Here is a 19,270-nt window from a genome sequence, read left to right as displayed (position 1 = left end):
GGATTCTTGCGGACTGAAGCGGGTCGATGCGCGGGGGCTTGCGCCCGATAGCGGCAGGACAGTCACTTGATCCATTGGCTGGCATAGCGCTTTCGGGAGCTAGCCCCCGCCCACATGTCGCTCCTTAGTACGTGGTGATGCGCCAGATCCCGAACGGCATCTGCGGCTCCAGCCGCATCCATTGGGTCTTGCCGTACCACGTCCAGCGATGGCCGTTCATCAAATCTTCGCCCTGGGTGTGGGCGTCGTCCGGCAAGCCCAGCTCCCACAGCGGCAATTCGAATTGCGCTTCCTGGGCATTGAATGGGTCGAGGTTGACCGCCACCAGGATGAAATTGCTGCCGTCTTCGCTGCGCTTGCCGAAGTACAGGATGTTCTCGTTCCAGGCGTTGTAGAGCGTCAGCCCCAAATGCGTGTGCAATGCCGGGTTTTGCCGGCGGATGCGGTTGAGTTGGGCGATCTCGGCGATGATGTTGCCGGGTGCGGTGAAGTCCCGCGGGCGGATCTCGTATTTTTCCGAGTCCTGGTACTCTTCCTTGCCCGGCACCGGCGCGGCTTCGCACAGTTCGAAGCCGGAATACATGCCCCACAACCCCGAGCCCATGCTCGCCAGCGCGGCGCGGATCAAGAAACCCGGGCGCCCGGACTCATGCAGGAAAGCGGGGTTGATGTCCGGGGTGTTGACGAAGAAGTTCGGCCGGTAGCACTCGCGCCAGGGCGACTCGTTCAATTGCGCCAGGTACTCGCTCAGCTCGGCCTTGGTGTTGCGCCAGGTGAAATAGGTGTAGCTCTGGGAGTAACCGACCTTGCCCAGGCGCGCCATCATCGCCGGTGTGGTGAATGCTTCGGCGAGGAAGATCACCTCCGGGTACTTGGACCGCACATCGCTGATCAGCCATTGCCAGAATGGCAGCGGCTTGGTGTGAGGGTTATCGACGCGGAATGTCTTCACGCCCTCCTCGACCCAAGCGAGCACGATGTCACGCAGTTCAGTCCATAGGCTGGGGATCGCATCGGCGGCGTAGAAATCGACGTTGACGATGTCCTGGTACTTTTTCGGCGGGTTTTCCGCGTATTTGATCGTGCCGTCCGGGCGCCAGTTGAACCAGCCCGGGTGCTGCTTGAGCCACGGGTGGTCCTGGGAGCACTGAATGGCGAAGTCCAGGGCGACTTCCAGGCCATGGTCGGCGGCGGCCTTGACCAGGCGCCGAAAATCATCGCGGCTGCCCAGTTGCGGATGAATCGCGTCGTGGCCGCCCTCCTCGCTGCCGATCGCGTAGGGGCTGCCCGGATCGTGCTGCTCGGCCCTCAAGGCATTGTTTTTGCCTTTACGGTGGCTGCGGCCGATGGGGTGGATCGGCGGGAAGTACAGCACGTCGAACCCCATGTCATGGATCATCGACAGCCGCGAATGCACGTCGAGGAACGTACCGTGACGCGCTGGATGGTCGGTGATAGAGCGCGGAAACAGCTCATACCAACTGGCAAACTGCGCACGCTCGCGCTCCACGTCGAGCGGGTACGCGGGACTGATGCTCAAATAGGCGCGGTGATCGGCCCGGGTCATCAGGTACGCACTGTCTTCGTGCAGGAACAGCGCAACCTGCTCGGTTTCCAGCAGGCCGGAGAGCTCGTGGTGCAAGCGCATCAGGCGCTCGCGCAGCTCACTGTCACTGCGCTCGGCGGCCAGCAGCACCAGGCTGCGGCCTTCCTGCAACTCAAGGCTGACCGGCACGCCAGCCTCATGTTTCTTGCGCAGTTCGTAGCAGAAGCTGGCAAAGGTATCGATCCAGGCTTCGATGCAATATTCATGGGGCCCTTGGGCGGTGACGGTAAACGCGCCCTCCCAACCGTCGTTGCCGATATCGGCCATGACCTCGCTGTGCCAGCTTTCATCGTGCAAGGCGCGCCAGCGGATCAGCACCGCGAGCGTGTCGTGGCCGTCGGCGAACACCTTGCTGGTGACATTGATGCGTTGGCCCACCACGGCCTTGACCGCAAATTCGCCGCCGTCGATCACCGGCATGGTGCTTTCAATCGCTATGCGAGGCAGCAACAACGCCTGGGACAGCGGCAATACACAATCGTCTGGAGTCAGTGTTTCAGCAGTCATCGAGCATCTTCCCCTTACGCCCTGTGGACGCTCTTTGCTTGATCCGAATTCTGATACGGCACCGCTCTCCCTGAGCAGGGCCACATAAGGTCCGAGCCCGGGGCCGGGTGAAAAGTTCAGGTGGATGTGCCGCCATCGACGGGGGGAATCAATTCCCCCGGGCGGCTGTCCACCGATAGAGCAAAGCACAAAGGAGGCCATACCGATGAATATCCCGATCCCCGCGCAAACGCCCGATCCGAATATCGACAAGCCGACCCTGCCGCCCACCGAACCGGCTGCGCCTCCTGAGGAGGAACCGCCGCAAGACCCGCCCGTGCGGGTTGAGGAACCGTTGGCGCAAGGCTACCCGCTCACCATCACCAGACGATGACAAGGAGTTCACCATGCCTATACGTATCGAAAACCAGATCTGCTACTTCACGGTCGATGACAACGGCCAGGAACAAAGCCTGCCGGCGTCCCAGGTCACCGTCAGTACCGACAGCGAAAAATCCATGTCTTTTGTGGCGCTGAACGACGACCGGATCTACATCACCGAGGTCGAGGCCGACGCGCTGACCGTCGCCGGCGCCCAGGATGGGCGCAAACACCTGAAGGCCAGCGACAGTGATTCGGTGATTTGATTGATCTGTATCAGCACACGCTGAATCGAGCTGCGCCCCAGGCGCCACGGGGTGCAGCACATTGTCGCAGGAGGGCCTTTGCAGCGCATCTGATCCGCTTTTTATCGCCACACCTGAGTCTGTTATGCAAACAGCACGACGAGCATAGTTCACCGGCCTGATGGAGGCTGATGAGCAAAGGACCATGAGCGAAATGATCCCCGTCCGAACCGTGGAAATCCACGAGCCTGCGCCCCCGAAGAAGGTGACGGCCAAATCCAGCGATAACCAGATCCATACCCGTAGCTTCACCGGCCTGTACCGCACCTTGCGCGTGGCCGGTGCAGGCTTTCTGTTCCTGGCGTTTTTCGGCACGGTGTGGCTGAACTGGGGCGGGCGCCAGGCCGTACTGTGGGACCTGGCCGAAAGCAAGTTCCACATATTCGGCGCCACGTTCTGGCCGCAGGACTTCATCCTGCTGTCGGCGCTGTTGATCATCTGCGCCTTCGGCCTGTTTGCGATCACCGTGTTCGCCGGCCGGGTGTGGTGCGGCTACACCTGCCCGCAAAGCTCGTTCACCTGGCTGTTCATGTGGTGCGAAAAAGTCACCGAAGGCGAGCGCAACCAGCGTATCAAGCTGCAAGCGGCACCCTGGAGCCTGAACAAACTGGCGCGGCGCTCGGCCAAACATACGCTGTGGCTGAGTATCAGCGTGCTGACCGGGTTGACCTTTGTCGGTTACTTCACACCCATTCGCCCGCTGGCCAGCGAACTGCTGACCTGGCAGATGGGCGGCGTGAGCCTGTTCTGGGTGGTGTTTTTCACCGCCGCCACTTACCTCAACGCCGGCTGGCTGCGCGAAGCGGTGTGCATGCACATGTGCCCGTATGCGCGGTTCCAGAGCGTGATGTTCGACAAAGATACGCTGACCATCTCCTACGATGCGGCCCGTGGCGAACACCGCGGCCCGCGCAAGCGTGAAGCCAAACCGGCGGACGTCGGCCTCGGCGACTGCATCGATTGCCAATTGTGCGTGCAAGTGTGCCCCACCGGCATCGATATCCGCGACGGCCTGCAAATGGAATGCATCGGCTGCGCGGCGTGCATCGATGCCTGCGATTCGATCATGGACAAAATGGGCTACGCCCGCGGCCTGGTGAGCTACACCAGCGAACATCAACTGCAAGGCGGCAAGACCCACCTGCTCAGGCCACGCCTGATCGGCTACAGTGCGGTGCTGCTGGTGATGATCGCGGCGTTGGTCGTGGCACTGGTGCAGCGGCCGATGGTGTCGCTGGACGTGACCAAGGACCGCGGCATGTTCCGCGAAAACAGCCAGGGCCTGATCGAAAACATCTACAGCCTCAAGGTCATCAACAAGACCCAGCAACCCCAGGACTACCGCCTGGAACTGCTGGATGGCGAAGGCTTCCAGCTGCAAGGCAAGACCCAGATCAGCCTGGCGCCGGGGGAAATCAGCGACGTGCCGGTGTCGGTGGCGTTGCTGGCGGACAAGCCGACGAGCAGTTCGCAGATCCTGCGCTTCAAGGTCACCGACGTCGACGAACCATGGGTCTACAGCGCTGCCGACAGCCGTTTCGTGGCACCGTTGAACCGCTGAGGGTTGGCCGGCATAAGAGATCAAATGTGGCAGCCGCTCAGCCGGCGGCCACATTTCGCCCTGCGTACATCTTGAGAAGATTAATTTGGCTACCATGAAACGCTACGAAAAATTCGCCGACGACATCGCAGAACTGATCCGCTCCGGCGTGCTCGGCCCTGGCCAGCGAGTGCCTTCGGTGCGCTATGCCAGCCAGACCTACGGCGTCAGCCCGTCCACGGTGTTCCAGGCGTACTACCTGCTGGAACGCCGCGGCCTGATCCGGGCACGACCGCGTTCCGGCTACTTCGTCAACACCCATGCGCCCAGCCCGTTCTCCGAACCGGTGGTGAGTGAACACGTGCATGAGTCCACCGAAGTCGATGTGAGCGAATTGGTGTTCTCGGTACTCGAGTCCATCAAAGACCCGAATACCGTGCCGTTCGGCTCGGCCTTCCCCAGCCCGATGCTGTTCCCGCTGCCCCGCCTGGCCCGCTCCCTGGCCAGCGCTGCCCGTGAGATGGACCCGCGCCTGGTGGTTACCGACATGTCGCCGGGCAACCCGCAACTGCGCCGGCAGATTGCCCTGCGTTATATGGTCGGTGGCCTGATGTTGCCGATGGAAGAGCTGCTGATCACCAACGGCGCCCTCGAAGCCCTGAACCTGTGCCTGCAGGCCGTCACCGAGCCGGGCGATCTGGTGGCCATTGAAGCGCCGGCGTTTTATGCCTGCCTGCAAGTGCTCGAACGCCTGAAACTCAAAGCGGTGGAAATCCCCGTGCATCCGCGTGACGGCATCGACCTCAACGCCCTGGCGCAAAGTCTGGAGCGCTACCCGATCAAAGCCTGTTGGACCATGACCAGTTTCCAGAACCCCATGGGCGCCACGCTGCCGGAAGCGAAGAAACAGGAATTGGTGGAGCTGCTGCGCCGCCATCAGGTGCCGTTGATCGAGGACGACGTCTACGCAGAGTTGTACTACGGACAACAGGCACCGAAACCCGCCAAGGCCTTCGACACCGAGGGCCTGGTGATGCACTGCGGCTCCTTCGCCAAGAGCCTCGCACCGGGTTATCGCATTGGCTGGGTGGCGGCCGGGCGCTATGCGCAGAAGGTCGAGCGTTTGAAGCTGATGACCTCGTTGTGCCCGTCGATGCCCGCCCAGGCGGCGATTGCCGACTACCTGCAACATGGCGGCTATGACCGGCACTTGCGCAAATTGCGCTACGCCCTGGAAGAACAGCAAAGCGCCATGCTCGCGGCCATTGCCCGGTATTTTCCGGCGCAGACGCGGGTCAGCCAGCCGGCCGGCGGGTATTTCCTCTGGCTGGAATTGCCGGAGCAGACGGATTCATTGAAGTTATTCCAGATGGCCTTGGCGCAAGGTATCAGTATCGCGCCGGGGCCGATTTTTTCGGCAACCCAGCGTTTCAGGAACTGTATCCGCTTGAACTACGGCAGCCCGTGGTCGGAAGCATCGGAAAAAGCGATGGAGACGTTGGGACGCATTGTGCGCTCGTTTTGACGCGGAACCAGATCGACGCACGTACCACACAGGACACTCACTATTCCTGGTTCGAACCAGAGGTTTCCTATGAGCGTTTCTGTCCCCCCAAGGCCTGCCCCCCTGCCCATCCCGCCCAACTACATGCGTGCCGTCGAACAAAAGCAGGTTCGCGAGATGTACGCTCCGCTGGACCGACCGGCCGGCGACCTGCGCTCGGCACAGCAGATCATCGACCAGAGCCCGGTCATGACGCACTTCCTGCAAGGCCGCGACAGTTACGCGATCGGCGACGACCTCAAGCAGCAGGTCGGTGACTGGGGCCTATCCAATACAGACGCCAATGCACGGGCGGGCGCGGCCTACAACCTGGAACAAGTGCTGCGCTTTGTCGATAACCTCAACGACCACACCTTGCACGGCAGCCAGGCCCGCAACGGGCGTATCGACGGTTTCTTCAACGACGGCTATGGCACCCTGGAAAACTCCGAAGCCAGCCGGCTCAAGGCGTTTTCCTTTAAAGGCTATGAAGTGCTGCGCCATCTGCCGAGCTGAAGGCCGAGGGCCTCAACGACCGCCGCCCAGGTCGACGAACGTCCCGGTGGCATAGGACGCCTTGTCCGACAACAACCAGACAATCGCCTCCGCCACCTCGTCCGGCCGGCCGCCACGGGCCATGGGAATCCCGGACTCCAGCTTGCTGACCCGGTCCGGATCACCGCTCAGGGCATGGAAGTCGGTGTAGATATAGCCGGGGCGCACCGCGTTGACACGAATGCCCTCGCCCGCCACTTCCTTCGCCAACCCGATGGTAAAGCTGTCCAGCGCGCCCTTGGAGGCGGCGTAGTCGACATATTCACCCGGCGAACCGAGGCGCGCCGCCACCGACGACACATTGACGATGCTGCCGCCCTGCCCACCATGCCGGGGCGACATACGCAGCACCGCGTGCTTGGCGCACAGAATAGGGCCGAGCACGTTGGTCTTCATGATCTTCAGGATGCGGAACTCGGACATTTCATCAACACGGGATTTATGCCCCACGGTGCCGGCATTGTTGACCAGTGCCGTCACCCGCCCCAACTCGTTGTCAACACGATGGAACAGCGCGATCACCTCATCCTCGATGCTCACATCGGCGCGCACCGCAATGGCCTGGGCACCCAGCGCGCGGACCTGGTCGAGCACGCGATGAGCGGCCTCTTCGTCCGACTGGAAGTTGATGCAAATGCGATAGCCCTGGCGAGCCGCCAGCAATGCCGTCGCGGCGCCAATCCCACGACCGCCCCCGGTGATGATGAGGACTTTGTCCATGTCTACGCTCTCCTGAATCAACCAAATGTTTAGAGTTGGTCCCAAGAATACCCGTCAAGCACGCTGCTTGTCAGGCGCCAGCGTTGCTTGTGCCCGCAGGATGTCGGCCATGAAGCCATCCGCCGGTAACGGATGCCCGAGCAAATAGCCCTGCAACGCGTTGCACCCCAGGCGGGTGAGGAAGCTCTGCTGGACATCGGTTTCCACCCCTTCGGCGACAATCCGCAGCCCAAGGGCCTGGCCCAGGGCGACGATGGCCGAGACAATGGCGGCGTCGTCGCCGTCGTGTTCCAGGTCTCGCACAAAGCCACGGTCGATCTTCAGTTCGTTGGCCGGCAGGCGCTTGAGGTACATCAGGCTGGAATAGCCGGTGCCGAAGTCATCGATGGACAGATCGACCCCCATTTCCGACAGCTGCTGCAACACCGTCATGCTCGCATCGGCATCGCTCATGGCGGTGGTTTCGGTAATCTCCAGCGTCAGGCTGTTGGCCGGCAACTGGTGGCGATCCAACGCGGTGGCGACACTCTTGACCAGGCCGGCGTGGCAAAACTGCAACGCCGACAGGTTCACCGCGATTCGCCAGTCTTCATAACCCTGGGCGTACCACACGCGCATCTGACGGCAGGCTTCGTCAAGCACCCACTCGCCAATCGGAATGATCAGCCCGGTCTTTTCCGCCAGCTCGATAAAGGCCGCCGGCAGCAACAAGCCCTCTTGCGGATGCTCCCAGCGCAGCAAGGCTTCGGCGCCTATCGGGGCACCGCTGACGGCGTCGAACTTGGGCTGGTAGTACAAGCGGAACTGCTGCTGCTCGACTGCGTTGCGCAAGTCCTGCAACAACTGCAGTTGCTTGCGCGCGTTAGAGTTCATCGACACATCGAAGAAGCTGTAGCCATTCTTGCCCATGCCCTTGGCGTGGTACATCGCGGCGTCGGCGTTCATCAGCAGTTCCTGGGGCGTACTGCCATTGCCCGGGAACATCGCGATACCGACGCTGGCTGAAATTTTCAGCACGTGTTCGGCCACCTGGAACGCGCGATTGATCAGCACCACCTGGCGTTCGGCAAGGCCCAGGGCATCATTGGGCTGCGTCAGTTGCACCAGCAGCACAAACTCATCACCGCCGATACGCGCCAGGGTGTCCTGGCTGCGCAGATCTTCACGCAGGCGCTGGCTGACTTCGCGCAACAACTGGTCGCCCATGTGATGGCCGAAGGCATCGTTGACCGGCTTGAAGCCGTCCAGGTCGATAAACATCAGGGCCAGGCAACCGCCCTGCTCTTTCACCGCCTGCATGGCTTGCTGAATCCGGTCGGCGAGCAGGGTGCGATTGGGCAGGCCGGTCAGGGTGTCGTGCAGGGCCAGGTGGGTCAGTTCCTGATTGGCCAACGTCAGCGAGTCGGCCAGCACCGCGGTACGCGCCTCCAGGCGCGCGTCGAGCAACGACGTGAGCAGCGCGATAACCAGCACGGCCAGGCTGGTGACCAACACCAGGTTATCCAGGCCCTTGCCGCTCAAGCCGGTCAGCGCGGCGCCGCAGAAACTGTCGTCGGCAAAACGCGCCGCCGCCATGCCGGTGTAGTGCATGCCGACGATGGCCACGCCCATCACCACGGCGGCGCCACCGCGCGCCAGACGCACATAAGGCGTGTTGCGCCGCAGATTGAAGGCGATCCACAGTGCCGCGCCAGACGCAGCCACCGCGATCAGCAACGAGGCGCCAAACAACGCGGGGTCGTAATCGATGCCCGGCAGCATCCGCATCGCGGCCATGCCGGTGTAATGCATGCTGCTGATGCCGGCGCCCATGATCAGCGCGCCAAACCCCAGTTGCCACATAGGCAGGCGCTGCTGGCTGACCAGCCACAAGGCAAAGCCGCAGGACAACACCGCGATCAACAGCGACAACGCGGTAATGTCCAGGTCAAAACCCAGGGCGAACGGCAGCCTGAGCGCCAACATGCCGATAAAGTGCATGGACCACACGCCCACGCCCATGGCCAATGCCCCGCCCAGCATCCACAAGTAGATGGCGCGACCCTTGGCCGTGGCGATGCGACCGGAGAGGTCGAGCGCGGTGTAGGAAGCAAGCACCGCGACGAACAGGGAGATCACGACCAGAGAGGGAGAATAACTACCGATGAGCATGGAACTTCTCGAGAGCGACGGGTTGTAAACACCCGCCCCGGGTGGCAAAGCCGCGGATTGTAGCGAGAATAATTATTGAACAGGCGATTAATTATAATAGGACCAGCACCGGCATTTTGAGGTCAATCTGCCCATTCAAAAAGGCCCGGACTTCACTCCTTTTCCGCCACTTGAGTCTGCCCATCCCAACCACCGCCCAACGCGGCGATCAGTTGCACACTGGCCACCAATCGCGTCTGCAGCAAGGTCAGCACGGTGCGTTCGTTACTCAGCGCCGTTGCCTGCACGGTGACCACATCCAGGTAAGCGATCAGCCCCGCTTTGTATTGGTTCTGGGTCAGGCGCAGCGATTCGCGAGCGGCCTCCAGGGCTTCGTTGCTGACCACGGCTTCGTCTTCCAGCACCTTGAGCTGGACCATATAGTTTTCCACTTCGCGGAAACCATCCAGCACGGTCTGGCGGTACTTGGCCACGGTTTCATCGTAACTGGCCACGGTGCGGTCGACTTCCGCCGAGCGCTGGCCGCCGTCGAACAGGGTCATCGCCAGTTTCGGCCCGACCGACCAGAAGCGGTTCGGCAGGCTGATCCAGTCTGAATAGGTGCTGCTGGAATAACCGCCAGCCAGGCTCAGGCTCAGGTCCGGGTAATAGGCGGCCTTGGCCACGCCGATATTGGCGTTGGCGGCGATCACCGAGCGTTCGGCCGAGGCGATGTCCGGGCGCCGTTCAAGCAATTGCGACGGCAGGCTCACCGGAATCTGCGGCAAGGCCGGAATGTCCTTGCTCACGGCCAGGTTGAAGTTGGCCGGCGCCTCGCCGATCAACACGGCGATGGCGTTTTCCAGCTGGGCACGCTGCCAGATCAGGTCGATCAGGCTGGCCTGGGTGGACTTGAGCTGGGTTTGCGCCTGGGCCACGGCTTCCTTGCCGGAGACGCCGGCGCGGTATTGGTTTTCGGTCATCTGCAGGGAGCGCTGGTAGGTGTCCAGCGTGGCTTGCAGCAACCGGGTTTGCTCATCCATGACGCGCAGTTGCAGGTAGCTTTGCACCAACTCCGACTGCTGGCTCAAGCGCATCGCGGCCAGGTCCGCCGAGCTGGCTTCGGCGCTGGCCTCTTTGGCTTCCAGGCCCCGGCGCAACTTGCCCCAGACATCGGCTTCCCAGCTCACGCCCAACTGCGCGTTGAGGGTGTCGCGGATGCCGCTGCTGGAACTGCTGAGGCTGGCGTTGCTGCTGCCGGTGCCCTGGCTGGCGCGGGTTTTCCCGACGCTCAGGTCCACCGTCGGGTAAAACGCCCCACGGGAACTGCGCACCAGCGCCTGGGCCTGGCGGAAGCGCGCTTCGGCCTGGGCGACGGTCTGGTTGGCGTTGTTCAGCCGGACCACGAGGTCATTGAGCTGACGGTCGCCGTACAGCTCCCACCAGGCGCCACGGGCCAGCGCATCGCTCGGCGTAGCCTGGCGCCAGCCCTGGGCTTGCTTGAACTGCGCCGGCTCGATGACCTCCGGGCGCGTGTAGTCGGGGCCGACGGCGCAAGCGCTGAGCAACACCCCGCAGAGCACCAGGCTGGCGACGCGGGAACCACGGGGCATGGCCAATGTGGCGAAAATTGAATCGGTCATAGCGCAGTGTCCAGGGCAGCATCGGTACGCACGCCGCGCCAAGCGTTGAAACGATGGCGCGCGCGGTCGAGATAAAGGTAAACCACCGGGGTGGTGTAAAGGGTCAGGATCTGGCTGAAGACCAGCCCGCCGATAATGGTCAGGCCCAGGGGCTGGCGCATTTCCGCGCCTTCGGCCCTGCCGAGCAACAACGGCAAGGCACCGAGAATCGCCGCCAGCGTGGTCATCAGGATCGGCCGCAGACGCAACAGGCAGGCGCTGCGAATCGAATCCAGCGGGCTCAGGCCATCATTGCGCTCCAGTTGCAGCGCCAGGTCGATCATCAGGATCGCGTTTTTCTTCACCACCCCGATCAACAGGAACAAGCCGAGCAAGGAGATCAGGCTGAACTCGCCGCCCAGCAGGTAGATGGAGAGCAAGGCTCCGACGCCGGCCGACGGCAAGGTCGAGAGGATCGTCAGCGGGTGGATATAACTTTCATACAGAATACCCAACACCAGGTACACCGCCACCAGCGCGCCGAGGATCATGAACGGCTGGCCCTTCTGGGTCGCCGCGAAGGCATCGGCGGTGCCGGCCATCTTGGCGATGACGTCCTCCGGCAAGCCCACCTTGGCAATCGCCCGCTCGATGGCCGCAGTGCCCTGCTCCACCGTCACGCCGGGCGCTATGTCGAAGGCGATGTTTTCCGAGGCGAACTGGCCTTCGTGGCTGACCCGGTCGTCCGCCAGGCTGCTCTCATAATGGGCAATGGTCGACAACGGCACCCGCGCGCCTGTGGAGGTGATCACCTGCATCTGGTTCAGGGTGATCGGGTCCTGGGCGTATTTCGGGTTGACCTCCATCACCACCTGATACTGGTTGAGGCTGTCATAGATCGTGGAGATCTGCCGCTGGCTGTAGGCGTTGTTCAGCACCGCGGTGACCATGTTCATGTCGATACCCAGGCGCTTGGCCTGGTCGCGGTCGACGACCAGCGTCACCTGGGCCGCGCCCCGGCCTTCGCGGGCGTCGATGGCGGTGAGTTCGGGCAACGCACGCAGTGCGGCCACGACCTTCGGGTACCACAGGCGCAGCGCAGACAGATCACCGCTTTGCAGGATGTAGGAATACTGCGCACTGGTCTGGTCACGCCCGCCACCGAATTGCAGGTCCTGGTCAGCCATCAGGAACAGCCGCCCGCCCGGCACCAGTGGCACGTTCTTGCGCAGACGCTCGATCACCGCCTGGGCGGAGACCTTGCGCTCGCTGATGGGCTTGAGTCGAACCAGCATCACCGCGTTGTTGGTGCCGCTGTTGCCGCCGATGAAACCGGCCACGCTGAGCACCGCCGGGTCTTGCAACACGGCCTTGCGGAAAATCTCCATCTTCGGCTGCATCACGCTGAACGACAGCCCATCGTCGCCGCGCACAAAGCCGATCAATTGCCCGGTGTCCTGCTGGGGCATGAAGGTTTTCGGCACCACCACATACAGCGCGATATTCACCCCCACCGTGATCAGCAGGCTGAGCAAGGTCAGGCGCCGATGGCGCAGCACCCAGTCCAGGCTGGTGGCGTAGGCCGAGACCATGCGGTCGTTGACCTTCTGGCTCCAACGCTGCAAACCGGTCAGTTGGCCTTTGATATGAGGCTTGAGCCAACGCGCGCAGAGCATCGGCGTGAGGGTCAGCGAGACCACCAGCGACACGATGATCGCCGCCGACAAGGTGATGGAAAACTCACGGAACAGGCTGGTGACGATCCCGCCCATGAACAGGATGGACAGGAACACCGCCACCAGCGACACGTTCATCGACAGCAAGGTAAAGCCAACTTCCTTGGCGCCCAGGTACGCCGCCTTCATCGGCGGCACGCCCTCGTCGATATGCCGGGAAATGTTCTCCAGCACCACGATGGCATCGTCCACCACCAGGCCGGTGGCGAGGATCAGCGCCATCAGCGAGAAGTTGTTCAGCGAGAAACCGAACAGATACATCACCGCGAAGGTGCCGACCAGCGACACCGGCACCGCCAGGGTTGGAATCAGCGACGCACGGAAGTTACCGAGGAACAGGTAGACCACCAGGATCACCAGCCCTACGGCAATCAGCAAGGTCATCTCGGCCTCGTGCAGGGTGGCGGTGATCACCGGCGAGCGATCCATCGCCAGGCTCAGCTTGACGCTGGACGGCAGCACCGCCTGCAATGCCGGCAACTGCGCCTTGATCTGCCGGACGGTCTCGATGATGTTGGCACCGGACTGGCGGTTGATCACCAGCAGCACGGCCGAGTCGTTGTTGAAGAAGCCGCTGTTGTAGCGGTCTTCCACACCGTCGCTGATCTTCGCCACATCGCCCAGGCGCAGGGCCGCGCCGTTCTGGTAGCGGATCAGCAGCGGTTCATAGTCCTTGGCTTTTTCCAGCTGGTCGTTGGCCTGGATCTGCCAGTTGCGCTCGGCGTCTTCCAGGGAACCCTTGGGCCGACGCTGGTTGGCGTTGGCGATGGTGTTGCGCACATCGTCGAGGGCCACGCCGTACTGGTCGAGGGCCTTGGGTTCGAGTTCGATCCGCACCGCCGGCAGGGAACTGCCGCCGACCTGCACTTCACCCACGCCCGGCACCTGGGACAGGCTTTGCGACAGGATGGTCGACGCCAGGTCGTACAGCTGGCCCTTCTGCAATACGTCCGAGGTCAGCGACAGCACCATGATCGGCGCCTGCGACGGGTTGATCTTCTTGTAGGTCGGCATGCTGCGCATACCGCTGGGCAGCAGGTTGCGCGAAGCGTTGATCGCCGCCTGCACTTCCCGCGCCGCGCCGTTGATATCACGGTCGGAATCGAACGCCAGGATCACCCGGGTCGAACCCTGGCTCGACGAACTGCTCATGGTGGTAATACCGGCAATCGCGCCGAACGAGCGCTCCAGCGGCGTGGCCACGGTGGACGCCATCACCTCGGGGCTGGCGCCGGGCAGGCTGGCCGACACCACGATCACCGGGAAGTCGATCTGCGGCAGCGGCGACACCGGCAGCAGATTGAAGCTGACACCGCCCAGCAACATGATCGCCAGGCTCAACAGCATGGTCGCGACCGGGCGGCGAATGAAAGGTCCGGACAGGTTCATGACTCAACCGGCTCCAGGCGTTGCGGCTCTTTGCGCCAGCGCCGCCCCAGGCGATCGAAGTACAGGTAGATCACCGGCGTGGTGAACAAGGTCAATACCTGGCTCACCAGCAAACCGCCGACCATCACCAGGCCCAGGGGTTGACGCAGCTCCGCACCGGAACCGGTGGCCAGCATCAACGGCACCGCGCCGAACAGCGCGGCCAGGGTGGTCATCAGGATCGGCCGGAAGCGCAACAGCGCCGCCTGATAGATCGCGGTCTGCGGGTCAAGGCCCTGGTTGCGTTCGGCGTCGAGGGCGAAGTCGATCATCATGATCGCGTTCTTCTTGACGATACCGATCAGCAAAATGATGCCGATGATCGCGATCATGCCCAGGTCATTGCCGCTGAGCAGCAACGCCAGCAACGCCCCCACCGCCGCCGAAGGCAGGGTCGAGAGGATGGTGACCGGGTGGATGTAGCTCTCGTAGAGCACGCCGAGCACGATGTACATGGTGACCACCGCCGCCAGGATCAGCAGCAAGGTGCTCGACAGCGAGGCTTCGAACGCCTGGGCCGCGCCCTGGAACTGGGTCTGCACGCCGACCGGCATGCCGATATCTTTCTGGGTCTGGTTGATCAACTCCACGCCCTTGCCCAGTGCGACGCCAGGGGCCAGGTTGAACGACATCATCACCGCCGGGAACTGGCCGATATGGGCAATCGCCAACTGCGCCTGGCGCTGTTCCACATGGGCCAGGCTCGACAGCCGCACCTGGCCGCCGTCGGTGGTCTTGACGTGGATCTGGTTCAGCGCATCCGGCCCCAGGGTCTCGCCCGACTGGGCCTGCAACACCACGCGGTATTGGCTGGCCTGGGTGTAGATGGTGGAAATCTGCCGCTGACCGAAGGCGTCGTACAGCGCATCGGTGATGGTCGACACGTTGACGCCCAGGCGCGAGGCCGCATCGCGGTCGATCACCAGGTACACCTGCAGGCCCTTGTCCTGCAGGTCGCTGGCGACGTCGGTGAGCTGCGGCAACTGGCTCAAGGCATGGACCAGCTTTTCACTCCACAACGCCAGCAGTTCGGCATCGGGTGACGACATGCTGAACTGGTACTGGGTGCGGCTGACGCGGTCTTCGATGGTCAGATCCTGCACCGGCTGCATGTACAGGCGGATGCCCACCAGTTTGTCGATTTGCGGCTGCAGGCGGGTGATCACCTGGGCCGCGCTCAAGTTCCGCTGCCCATGGGCCTTGAGGTTGATCAGCAAGCGACCGCTGTTGAGGGTGGCGTTGTCGCCATCCACACCGATGTAGGACGACAGGCTTTCCACCGCCGGGTCGGCCAGGATGATCTTCGCCAACTCCTGCTGGCGCTGGCTCATGGCTGCGAAAGAAATCGACTGCGGCGCTTCGGAAATGCCCTGGATCACCCCGGTGTCCTGCACCGGGAAAAAGCCCTTGGGCACCACCAGGTACAGCACCACGGTGAGGCCCAGGGTGGCGATGGCCACCAGCAACGTCAGCGGCTGGTGCTTGAGCACCCACTGCAACTTGCGCCCGTAGGCCGCGATCAACCAATCGATCCAGGCGCCGCTGGCCTTGTAGAAACGGCTCTGTTCTGCTTCCTCGGGCTCACGCTTGAGCAGGCGCGCGCACATCATCGGCGTCAGGGTCAGGGACACCACCAGGGAAATCAGGATTGCCACCGCCAGGGTGATGGCGAACTCGCGGAACAGGCGCCCGACCACATCGCCCATGAACAGCAACGGAATCAATACGGCGATCAGCGACAGGGTCAGGGAAATCAGGGTGAAGCCGATCTGTTTGGCGCCCTTGAGCGCGGCGGCCAGCGGGGTTTCACCTTCCTCGATATAACGCGAGATGTTCTCCAGCATCACGATCGCATCGTCGACCACGAAGCCGGTGGCGATGGTCAGGGCCATCAGCGTCAGGTTGTTGATCGAGAAACCCGCCAGGTACATCACGCCAAAGGTGCCCACCAGTGACAGTGGCACAGCGATCGACGGGATGATCGTCGCGCTGACGCGGCGCAGGAACAGGAAGGTCACCATCACCACCAGGGCAATCGCGATCAGCAATTCGTGCTGCACGTCGGTGACCGAGGCGCGGATGGTCTGGGTACGGTCGGTCAGCACCGTCACATCCAGGCCGGCCGGCAGGTTATCGGTGATGCTCGGCAGCAGGGCCTTGATACGGTCGACTACCTCGATCACGTTGGCACCGGGTTGGCGCTGGATATTCAGCAGCACGGCCTGGTTTTCGTTGGCCCAGGCGGCGAGGCGTTCGTTTTCGGCGCCGTCGACGATCTGCGCAACGTCCTTCAGACGCAGCGGCGCGCCATTTTTGTAGGCCAGGATCAATTCGGCGTATTGCTGCGGCGACACCAGTTGGTCGTTGGCGTCGAGCATCGACACGCGGGTCGGCCCGTCGAAGTTGCCCTTGGGCTGGTTGACGTTGGACGCGGTAATCAGCGTGCGTACATCCGACAGGTTCAAGCCGTTGGCCGCCAGGGCCTCGGGGTTGACCTTGATACGCACGGCCTGGCGCTGGCCACCGGCAATGCTGACCATGCCGACACCGCTGATCTGCGCGATCTTTTGCGCCATGCGTGTGTCGACCAGGTCATTGAGCTTGGGCAGCAGCATGGTCTTGGAGGTAATCGCCAGGGTCAGCACCGGGGTATCCGCCGGGTTGACCTTATTGTACACCGGCGGCGCCGGCAAGTCCTTGGGCAGCAGGTTGGTCGCGGCGTTGATCGCGGCCTGCACCTGTTGCTCGGCGACATCCATATTGATGTCGAGGTTGAAGCGCAGGGTCAGCACCGAGGCCCCGCCGGAGCTGGTGGAGGCCATCTGGGTCAAGCCGGGCATTTGCCCGAACTGGCGCTCCAGGGGCGCGGTGACTGCGCTGGTCATCACATCCGGGCTGGCGCCGGGGTACAGGGTCATCACCCGGATGGTCGGGTAGTCCACCTGGGGCAAGGCCGAGACCGGCAACAAGCGGTACGAGATGATCCCTGCCAGGACAATCGCCAGCATGCTCAGCGTGGTAGCGACCGGGCGAAGGATAAACAGCCGCGACAGGTTCATGAACCGACCTTTTGCGCCTTGCCGGCGTCAGCGCCGGTCTCCCCTTTGGCCGCGGGCTTGCCTTGCAGGTGCTCGGTCGGCGTGGTCGGGACTTGGCTGCTGTCGTTGACCACTTCGACTTCACTGCCGTCCTTCAGGCGGTCGGTGCCTTCCAGCACCACGCGATCGCCGGCGACCAGGCCTTGCTTGATCACGGTATTGTCGCCGTCGCTATCGCCGACCACCAGGGGCTGGACCTTGACCTTCTTGTCGCCGTCGAGCTTGTAGACAAAGGTGCCGGCGTTGCCGAACTGGATGGCGGCGGACGGTGCCAGTACGACGTTGTGCAGGGTGTCGGCGAGCAGATGCACGTTGACGAACTGATTGGGGAACAGCGCCTGGTCTTTGTTATCGAAGCGCGCCTTGAACTTCAAGGTGCCGGTGGTGACGTCGATCTGGTTATCCAGGCTCTGCAGCACGCCGGTGGCTTGGCGCTTGGCGTCGCCGCGGTCCCAGGCTTCCACCGGCAGCTTGTTGCCGGCGTGGTAACGGGCGAGCACGGTTTCCAGGCTGTTCTCCGGCAGAGTGAAGGCCACGCTGATCGGCTGGGTCTGAGTGATCACCGCCAGCGCCGTGGTGTCGTTGGCGGCCACCAGGTTACCGACGTCGAGCTGACGCAGGCCGACGCGCCCGGTGATCGGCGCGCGGATCTTGGTGAATTCGAGGTTGAGCTTGGCGTCGTCGACCGCGCCCTGGTTGGTCTTGACCGTGCCCTGGTATTGCAGGACCAGCGCTTCGGCGGTGTCCAGGGTTTGCTTGGCGATACTGTCCTGGGCATACAAGCCGCGATAACGCTCGACATCGACCTGGGCGTTTTTCAATTGGGCCTGGTTCTGCATCAGCGTGCCCTGGGCCTGGAGCAAGGCGTTCTGGTAACTGCGCGGGTCGATTTCCGCCAGCAAGTCGCCGGCCTTGACCATCTGCCCTTCTTCAAAGGCGATCTTCACCAACTCGCCGCCCACCCGACTGCGTACATTAATAGTGTTGAGCGCGGTGACCGTCCCCAGTGCCTTGTAGTACACCGGGAACTCCCCCAGCACCGCCGGCGCCACGCGCACCGGCACCGGGCCGGTGGAGCCGCCGAAACCAGGGCGCGCCATGCCCGTTTTACCGGTGCGGCCGGCTGGCGCTTCTGGATGGGGCGCGCCGGTGGGCCAGAATTTCCAGCACAGGCCGGCGATAACCAGCAGCACGAGCAGGCCGAACAGCCAGCGACGGGAGTTGCGGGGGGAGGATTGCATGGAGTGATCAACCATTGGGCGCGAGGGCTTCTTCTTTGGGAGGCTGAAAGATAAGCACTGGGGCGCGTTAAGAAAAGCGCCTTTACCGGCTATTTACCTTGGGCTTACAACTTTTAACTTTTGAGCTTAGTCCACCGGCTATTTCGCTAAACATCTGACCAGCAAATAAAAACGGCCTGGACTAGGCCAGGCCGCAATTATGTACCGCGCAGTGTTACTGCATAACGACAGTAATGCGCAGAAACAGTTACTTCAAAACAGCCAGGGCTGCTTCGTAGTTTGGCTCTTGGCCGATTTCAGGGACCAGTTCGCTGTGCAGTACATTGTCGTTTTCATCCAGCACAACGACGGCACGGGCGGTCAGAGCCCGGAGCGGGCCGTCAGCAATCGAAACGCCGTAGTCAACGGCGAAATCAGCGTTGCGGAAGTCCGACAGGCTCTGCACGTTGTCCAGGCCTTCGGTGCCGCAAAAACGCTTCTGGGCAAACGGCAGGTCAGAGGAGATGCACAGCACCACGGTGTTGGCCACTTTGTCGGCCTGGGCGTTGAACGTGCGTACCGACGTGGCACAGGTCGGGGTGTCGACGCTTGGGAAGATGTTCAGCACTTTGCGCTTGCCGGCGAAGGTGGCCAGGGTCACGTCCGACAGATCGCCGGCGGTCAGGGTGAAGTCTGGCGCCTTGGAGCCGGTTTGCGGCAGTTCGCCTTCAACTTGGACGGGGTTACCACGAAGGGTGACTTGAGCCATGAACGGAATCCTTATGCTGGGTTTGGTTAAACGAATTCGAGAGGCGGAAGTTAACCACAAAGTGCCGTGGCGACCTACCGCCAGACACAAATTGTCATGTCTCGCCGGGCACGCGGGCGGTTGTGGTTTAA

At 62.6% G+C, this 19,270-nt stretch carries 13 protein-coding genes; 5 read left to right on the top strand and 8 right to left on the bottom strand.

Going from position 1 to position 19,270, the window contains the following annotated elements; all coding sequences use genetic code 11:
- Positions 1–124: 124 nt before the first annotated feature.
- Entirely contained in the window at positions 125–2,113 is a 1,989-nt protein-coding gene (locus tag LQ249_RS13720; RefSeq protein ID WP_046383200.1) for an alpha-1,4-glucan--maltose-1-phosphate maltosyltransferase, read from the bottom strand.
- 205 nt (positions 2,114–2,318) lie between these two features.
- On the opposite strand from LQ249_RS13720, the gene LQ249_RS13715 reads away from it, so the two are divergent.
- The 5 genes from LQ249_RS13715 (at position 2,319) to LQ249_RS13695 (ending at position 6,377) form a co-directional block, all read left to right on the top strand.
- Positions 2,319–2,486, top strand: coding sequence for a hypothetical protein (locus LQ249_RS13715; protein ID WP_017848446.1), 168 nt, complete (start codon positions 2,319–2,321; stop codon positions 2,484–2,486).
- Between the two features lie 13 nt (positions 2,487–2,499).
- Positions 2,500–2,739: a DUF3203 family protein gene (locus LQ249_RS13710; protein ID WP_232566546.1), complete on the top strand. Its 240-nt coding sequence runs from the start codon at positions 2,500–2,502 to the stop codon at positions 2,737–2,739.
- Between the two features lie 184 nt (positions 2,740–2,923).
- A complete protein-coding gene (gene ccoG / locus LQ249_RS13705; RefSeq protein WP_057005256.1) occupies positions 2,924–4,339 on the top strand; it encodes a cytochrome c oxidase accessory protein CcoG in 1,416 nt (471 codons plus the stop codon).
- A gap of 94 nt (positions 4,340–4,433) precedes the next feature.
- Positions 4,434–5,843 (top strand): GntR family transcriptional regulator MpaR, encoded by a 1,410-nt coding sequence (gene mapR, locus LQ249_RS13700; RefSeq protein ID WP_017848443.1) that lies wholly within the window; start codon positions 4,434–4,436, stop codon positions 5,841–5,843.
- A gap of 69 nt (positions 5,844–5,912) precedes the next feature.
- The gene (locus tag LQ249_RS13695) at positions 5,913–6,377 is read left to right on the top strand and encodes a hypothetical protein (protein WP_232566545.1); all 465 of its coding nucleotides are present in this window, start codon (positions 5,913–5,915) and stop codon (positions 6,375–6,377) included.
- A gap of 12 nt (positions 6,378–6,389) precedes the next feature.
- Here the strand turns inward: LQ249_RS13695 and LQ249_RS13690 are convergent, their stop codons facing one another.
- The 7 genes from LQ249_RS13690 to tpx form a co-directional block, all read right to left on the bottom strand.
- A complete protein-coding gene (locus LQ249_RS13690) occupies positions 6,390–7,136 on the bottom strand; it encodes an SDR family oxidoreductase (RefSeq protein ID WP_017848441.1) in 747 nt (248 codons plus the stop codon).
- Positions 7,137–7,190: 54 nt separating this feature from the next.
- Positions 7,191–9,287, bottom strand: a complete 2,097-nt coding sequence (locus LQ249_RS13685) for a putative bifunctional diguanylate cyclase/phosphodiesterase (protein ID WP_126589037.1) — start codon at positions 9,285–9,287, stop codon at positions 7,191–7,193.
- Positions 9,288–9,439: 152 nt separating this feature from the next.
- Entirely contained in the window at positions 9,440–10,909 is a 1,470-nt protein-coding gene (locus LQ249_RS13680; protein WP_017848439.1) for an efflux transporter outer membrane subunit, read from the bottom strand.
- The gene (locus tag LQ249_RS13675; RefSeq protein WP_232566544.1) at positions 10,906–14,013 is read right to left on the bottom strand and encodes an efflux RND transporter permease subunit; all 3,108 of its coding nucleotides are present in this window, start codon (positions 14,011–14,013) and stop codon (positions 10,906–10,908) included. The genes LQ249_RS13680 and LQ249_RS13675 overlap by 4 nt, the downstream gene beginning before the upstream one ends.
- Positions 14,010–17,111, bottom strand: a complete 3,102-nt coding sequence (locus tag LQ249_RS13670) for an MdtB/MuxB family multidrug efflux RND transporter permease subunit (RefSeq protein ID WP_102618160.1) — start codon at positions 17,109–17,111, stop codon at positions 14,010–14,012. The genes LQ249_RS13675 and LQ249_RS13670 overlap by 4 nt, the downstream gene beginning before the upstream one ends.
- Complete coding sequence (locus tag LQ249_RS13665) at positions 17,108–18,406, bottom strand: MdtA/MuxA family multidrug efflux RND transporter periplasmic adaptor subunit (protein ID WP_046383194.1); 1,299 nt, start codon at positions 18,404–18,406, stop codon at positions 17,108–17,110. Before LQ249_RS13665 ends, LQ249_RS13670 begins: the two co-directional genes overlap by 4 nt.
- Before the next feature lie 232 nt (positions 18,407–18,638).
- The gene (tpx, locus tag LQ249_RS13660) at positions 18,639–19,139 is read right to left on the bottom strand and encodes a thiol peroxidase (RefSeq protein WP_017848435.1); all 501 of its coding nucleotides are present in this window, start codon (positions 19,137–19,139) and stop codon (positions 18,639–18,641) included.
- Positions 19,140–19,270: the final 131 nt, after the last annotated feature.

This window comes from Pseudomonas sp. 7-41 (genome assembly GCF_021233075.1).
GTDB lineage: Bacteria > Pseudomonadota > Gammaproteobacteria > Pseudomonadales > Pseudomonadaceae > Aquipseudomonas > Aquipseudomonas veronii.
The sequence above is the reverse complement of the archived record's forward strand: the minus strand, read 5'-3'. Positions and strand labels throughout refer to the sequence as shown.

What these genes read in the sequence shown, in the direction of transcription:
- LQ249_RS13670 (WP_102618160.1), bottom strand. Translation starts at nt 17,111, where the DNA reads ATGAACCTGTCGCGGCTGTTTATCCTTCGCCCGGTCGCTACCACGCTG.
- LQ249_RS13710 (WP_232566546.1), top strand. Translation starts at nt 2,500, where the DNA reads ATGCCTATACGTATCGAAAACCAGATCTGCTACTTCACGGTCGATGAC.
- tpx (WP_017848435.1), bottom strand. Translation starts at nt 19,139, where the DNA reads ATGGCTCAAGTCACCCTTCGTGGTAACCCCGTCCAAGTTGAAGGCGAA.
- LQ249_RS13695 (WP_232566545.1), top strand. Translation starts at nt 5,913, where the DNA reads ATGAGCGTTTCTGTCCCCCCAAGGCCTGCCCCCCTGCCCATCCCGCCC.
- LQ249_RS13665 (WP_046383194.1), bottom strand. Translation starts at nt 18,406, where the DNA reads ATGGTTGATCACTCCATGCAATCCTCCCCCCGCAACTCCCGTCGCTGG.
- LQ249_RS13720 (WP_046383200.1), bottom strand. Translation starts at nt 2,113, where the DNA reads ATGACTGCTGAAACACTGACTCCAGACGATTGTGTATTGCCGCTGTCC.
- LQ249_RS13685 (WP_126589037.1), bottom strand. Translation starts at nt 9,287, where the DNA reads ATGCTCATCGGTAGTTATTCTCCCTCTCTGGTCGTGATCTCCCTGTTC.
- ccoG (WP_057005256.1), top strand. Translation starts at nt 2,924, where the DNA reads ATGAGCGAAATGATCCCCGTCCGAACCGTGGAAATCCACGAGCCTGCG.
- LQ249_RS13690 (WP_017848441.1), bottom strand. Translation starts at nt 7,136, where the DNA reads ATGGACAAAGTCCTCATCATCACCGGGGGCGGTCGTGGGATTGGCGCC.
- LQ249_RS13680 (WP_017848439.1), bottom strand. Translation starts at nt 10,909, where the DNA reads ATGACCGATTCAATTTTCGCCACATTGGCCATGCCCCGTGGTTCCCGC.
- mapR (WP_017848443.1), top strand. Translation starts at nt 4,434, where the DNA reads ATGAAACGCTACGAAAAATTCGCCGACGACATCGCAGAACTGATCCGC.
- LQ249_RS13715 (WP_017848446.1), top strand. Translation starts at nt 2,319, where the DNA reads ATGAATATCCCGATCCCCGCGCAAACGCCCGATCCGAATATCGACAAG.
- LQ249_RS13675 (WP_232566544.1), bottom strand. Translation starts at nt 14,013, where the DNA reads ATGAACCTGTCCGGACCTTTCATTCGCCGCCCGGTCGCGACCATGCTG.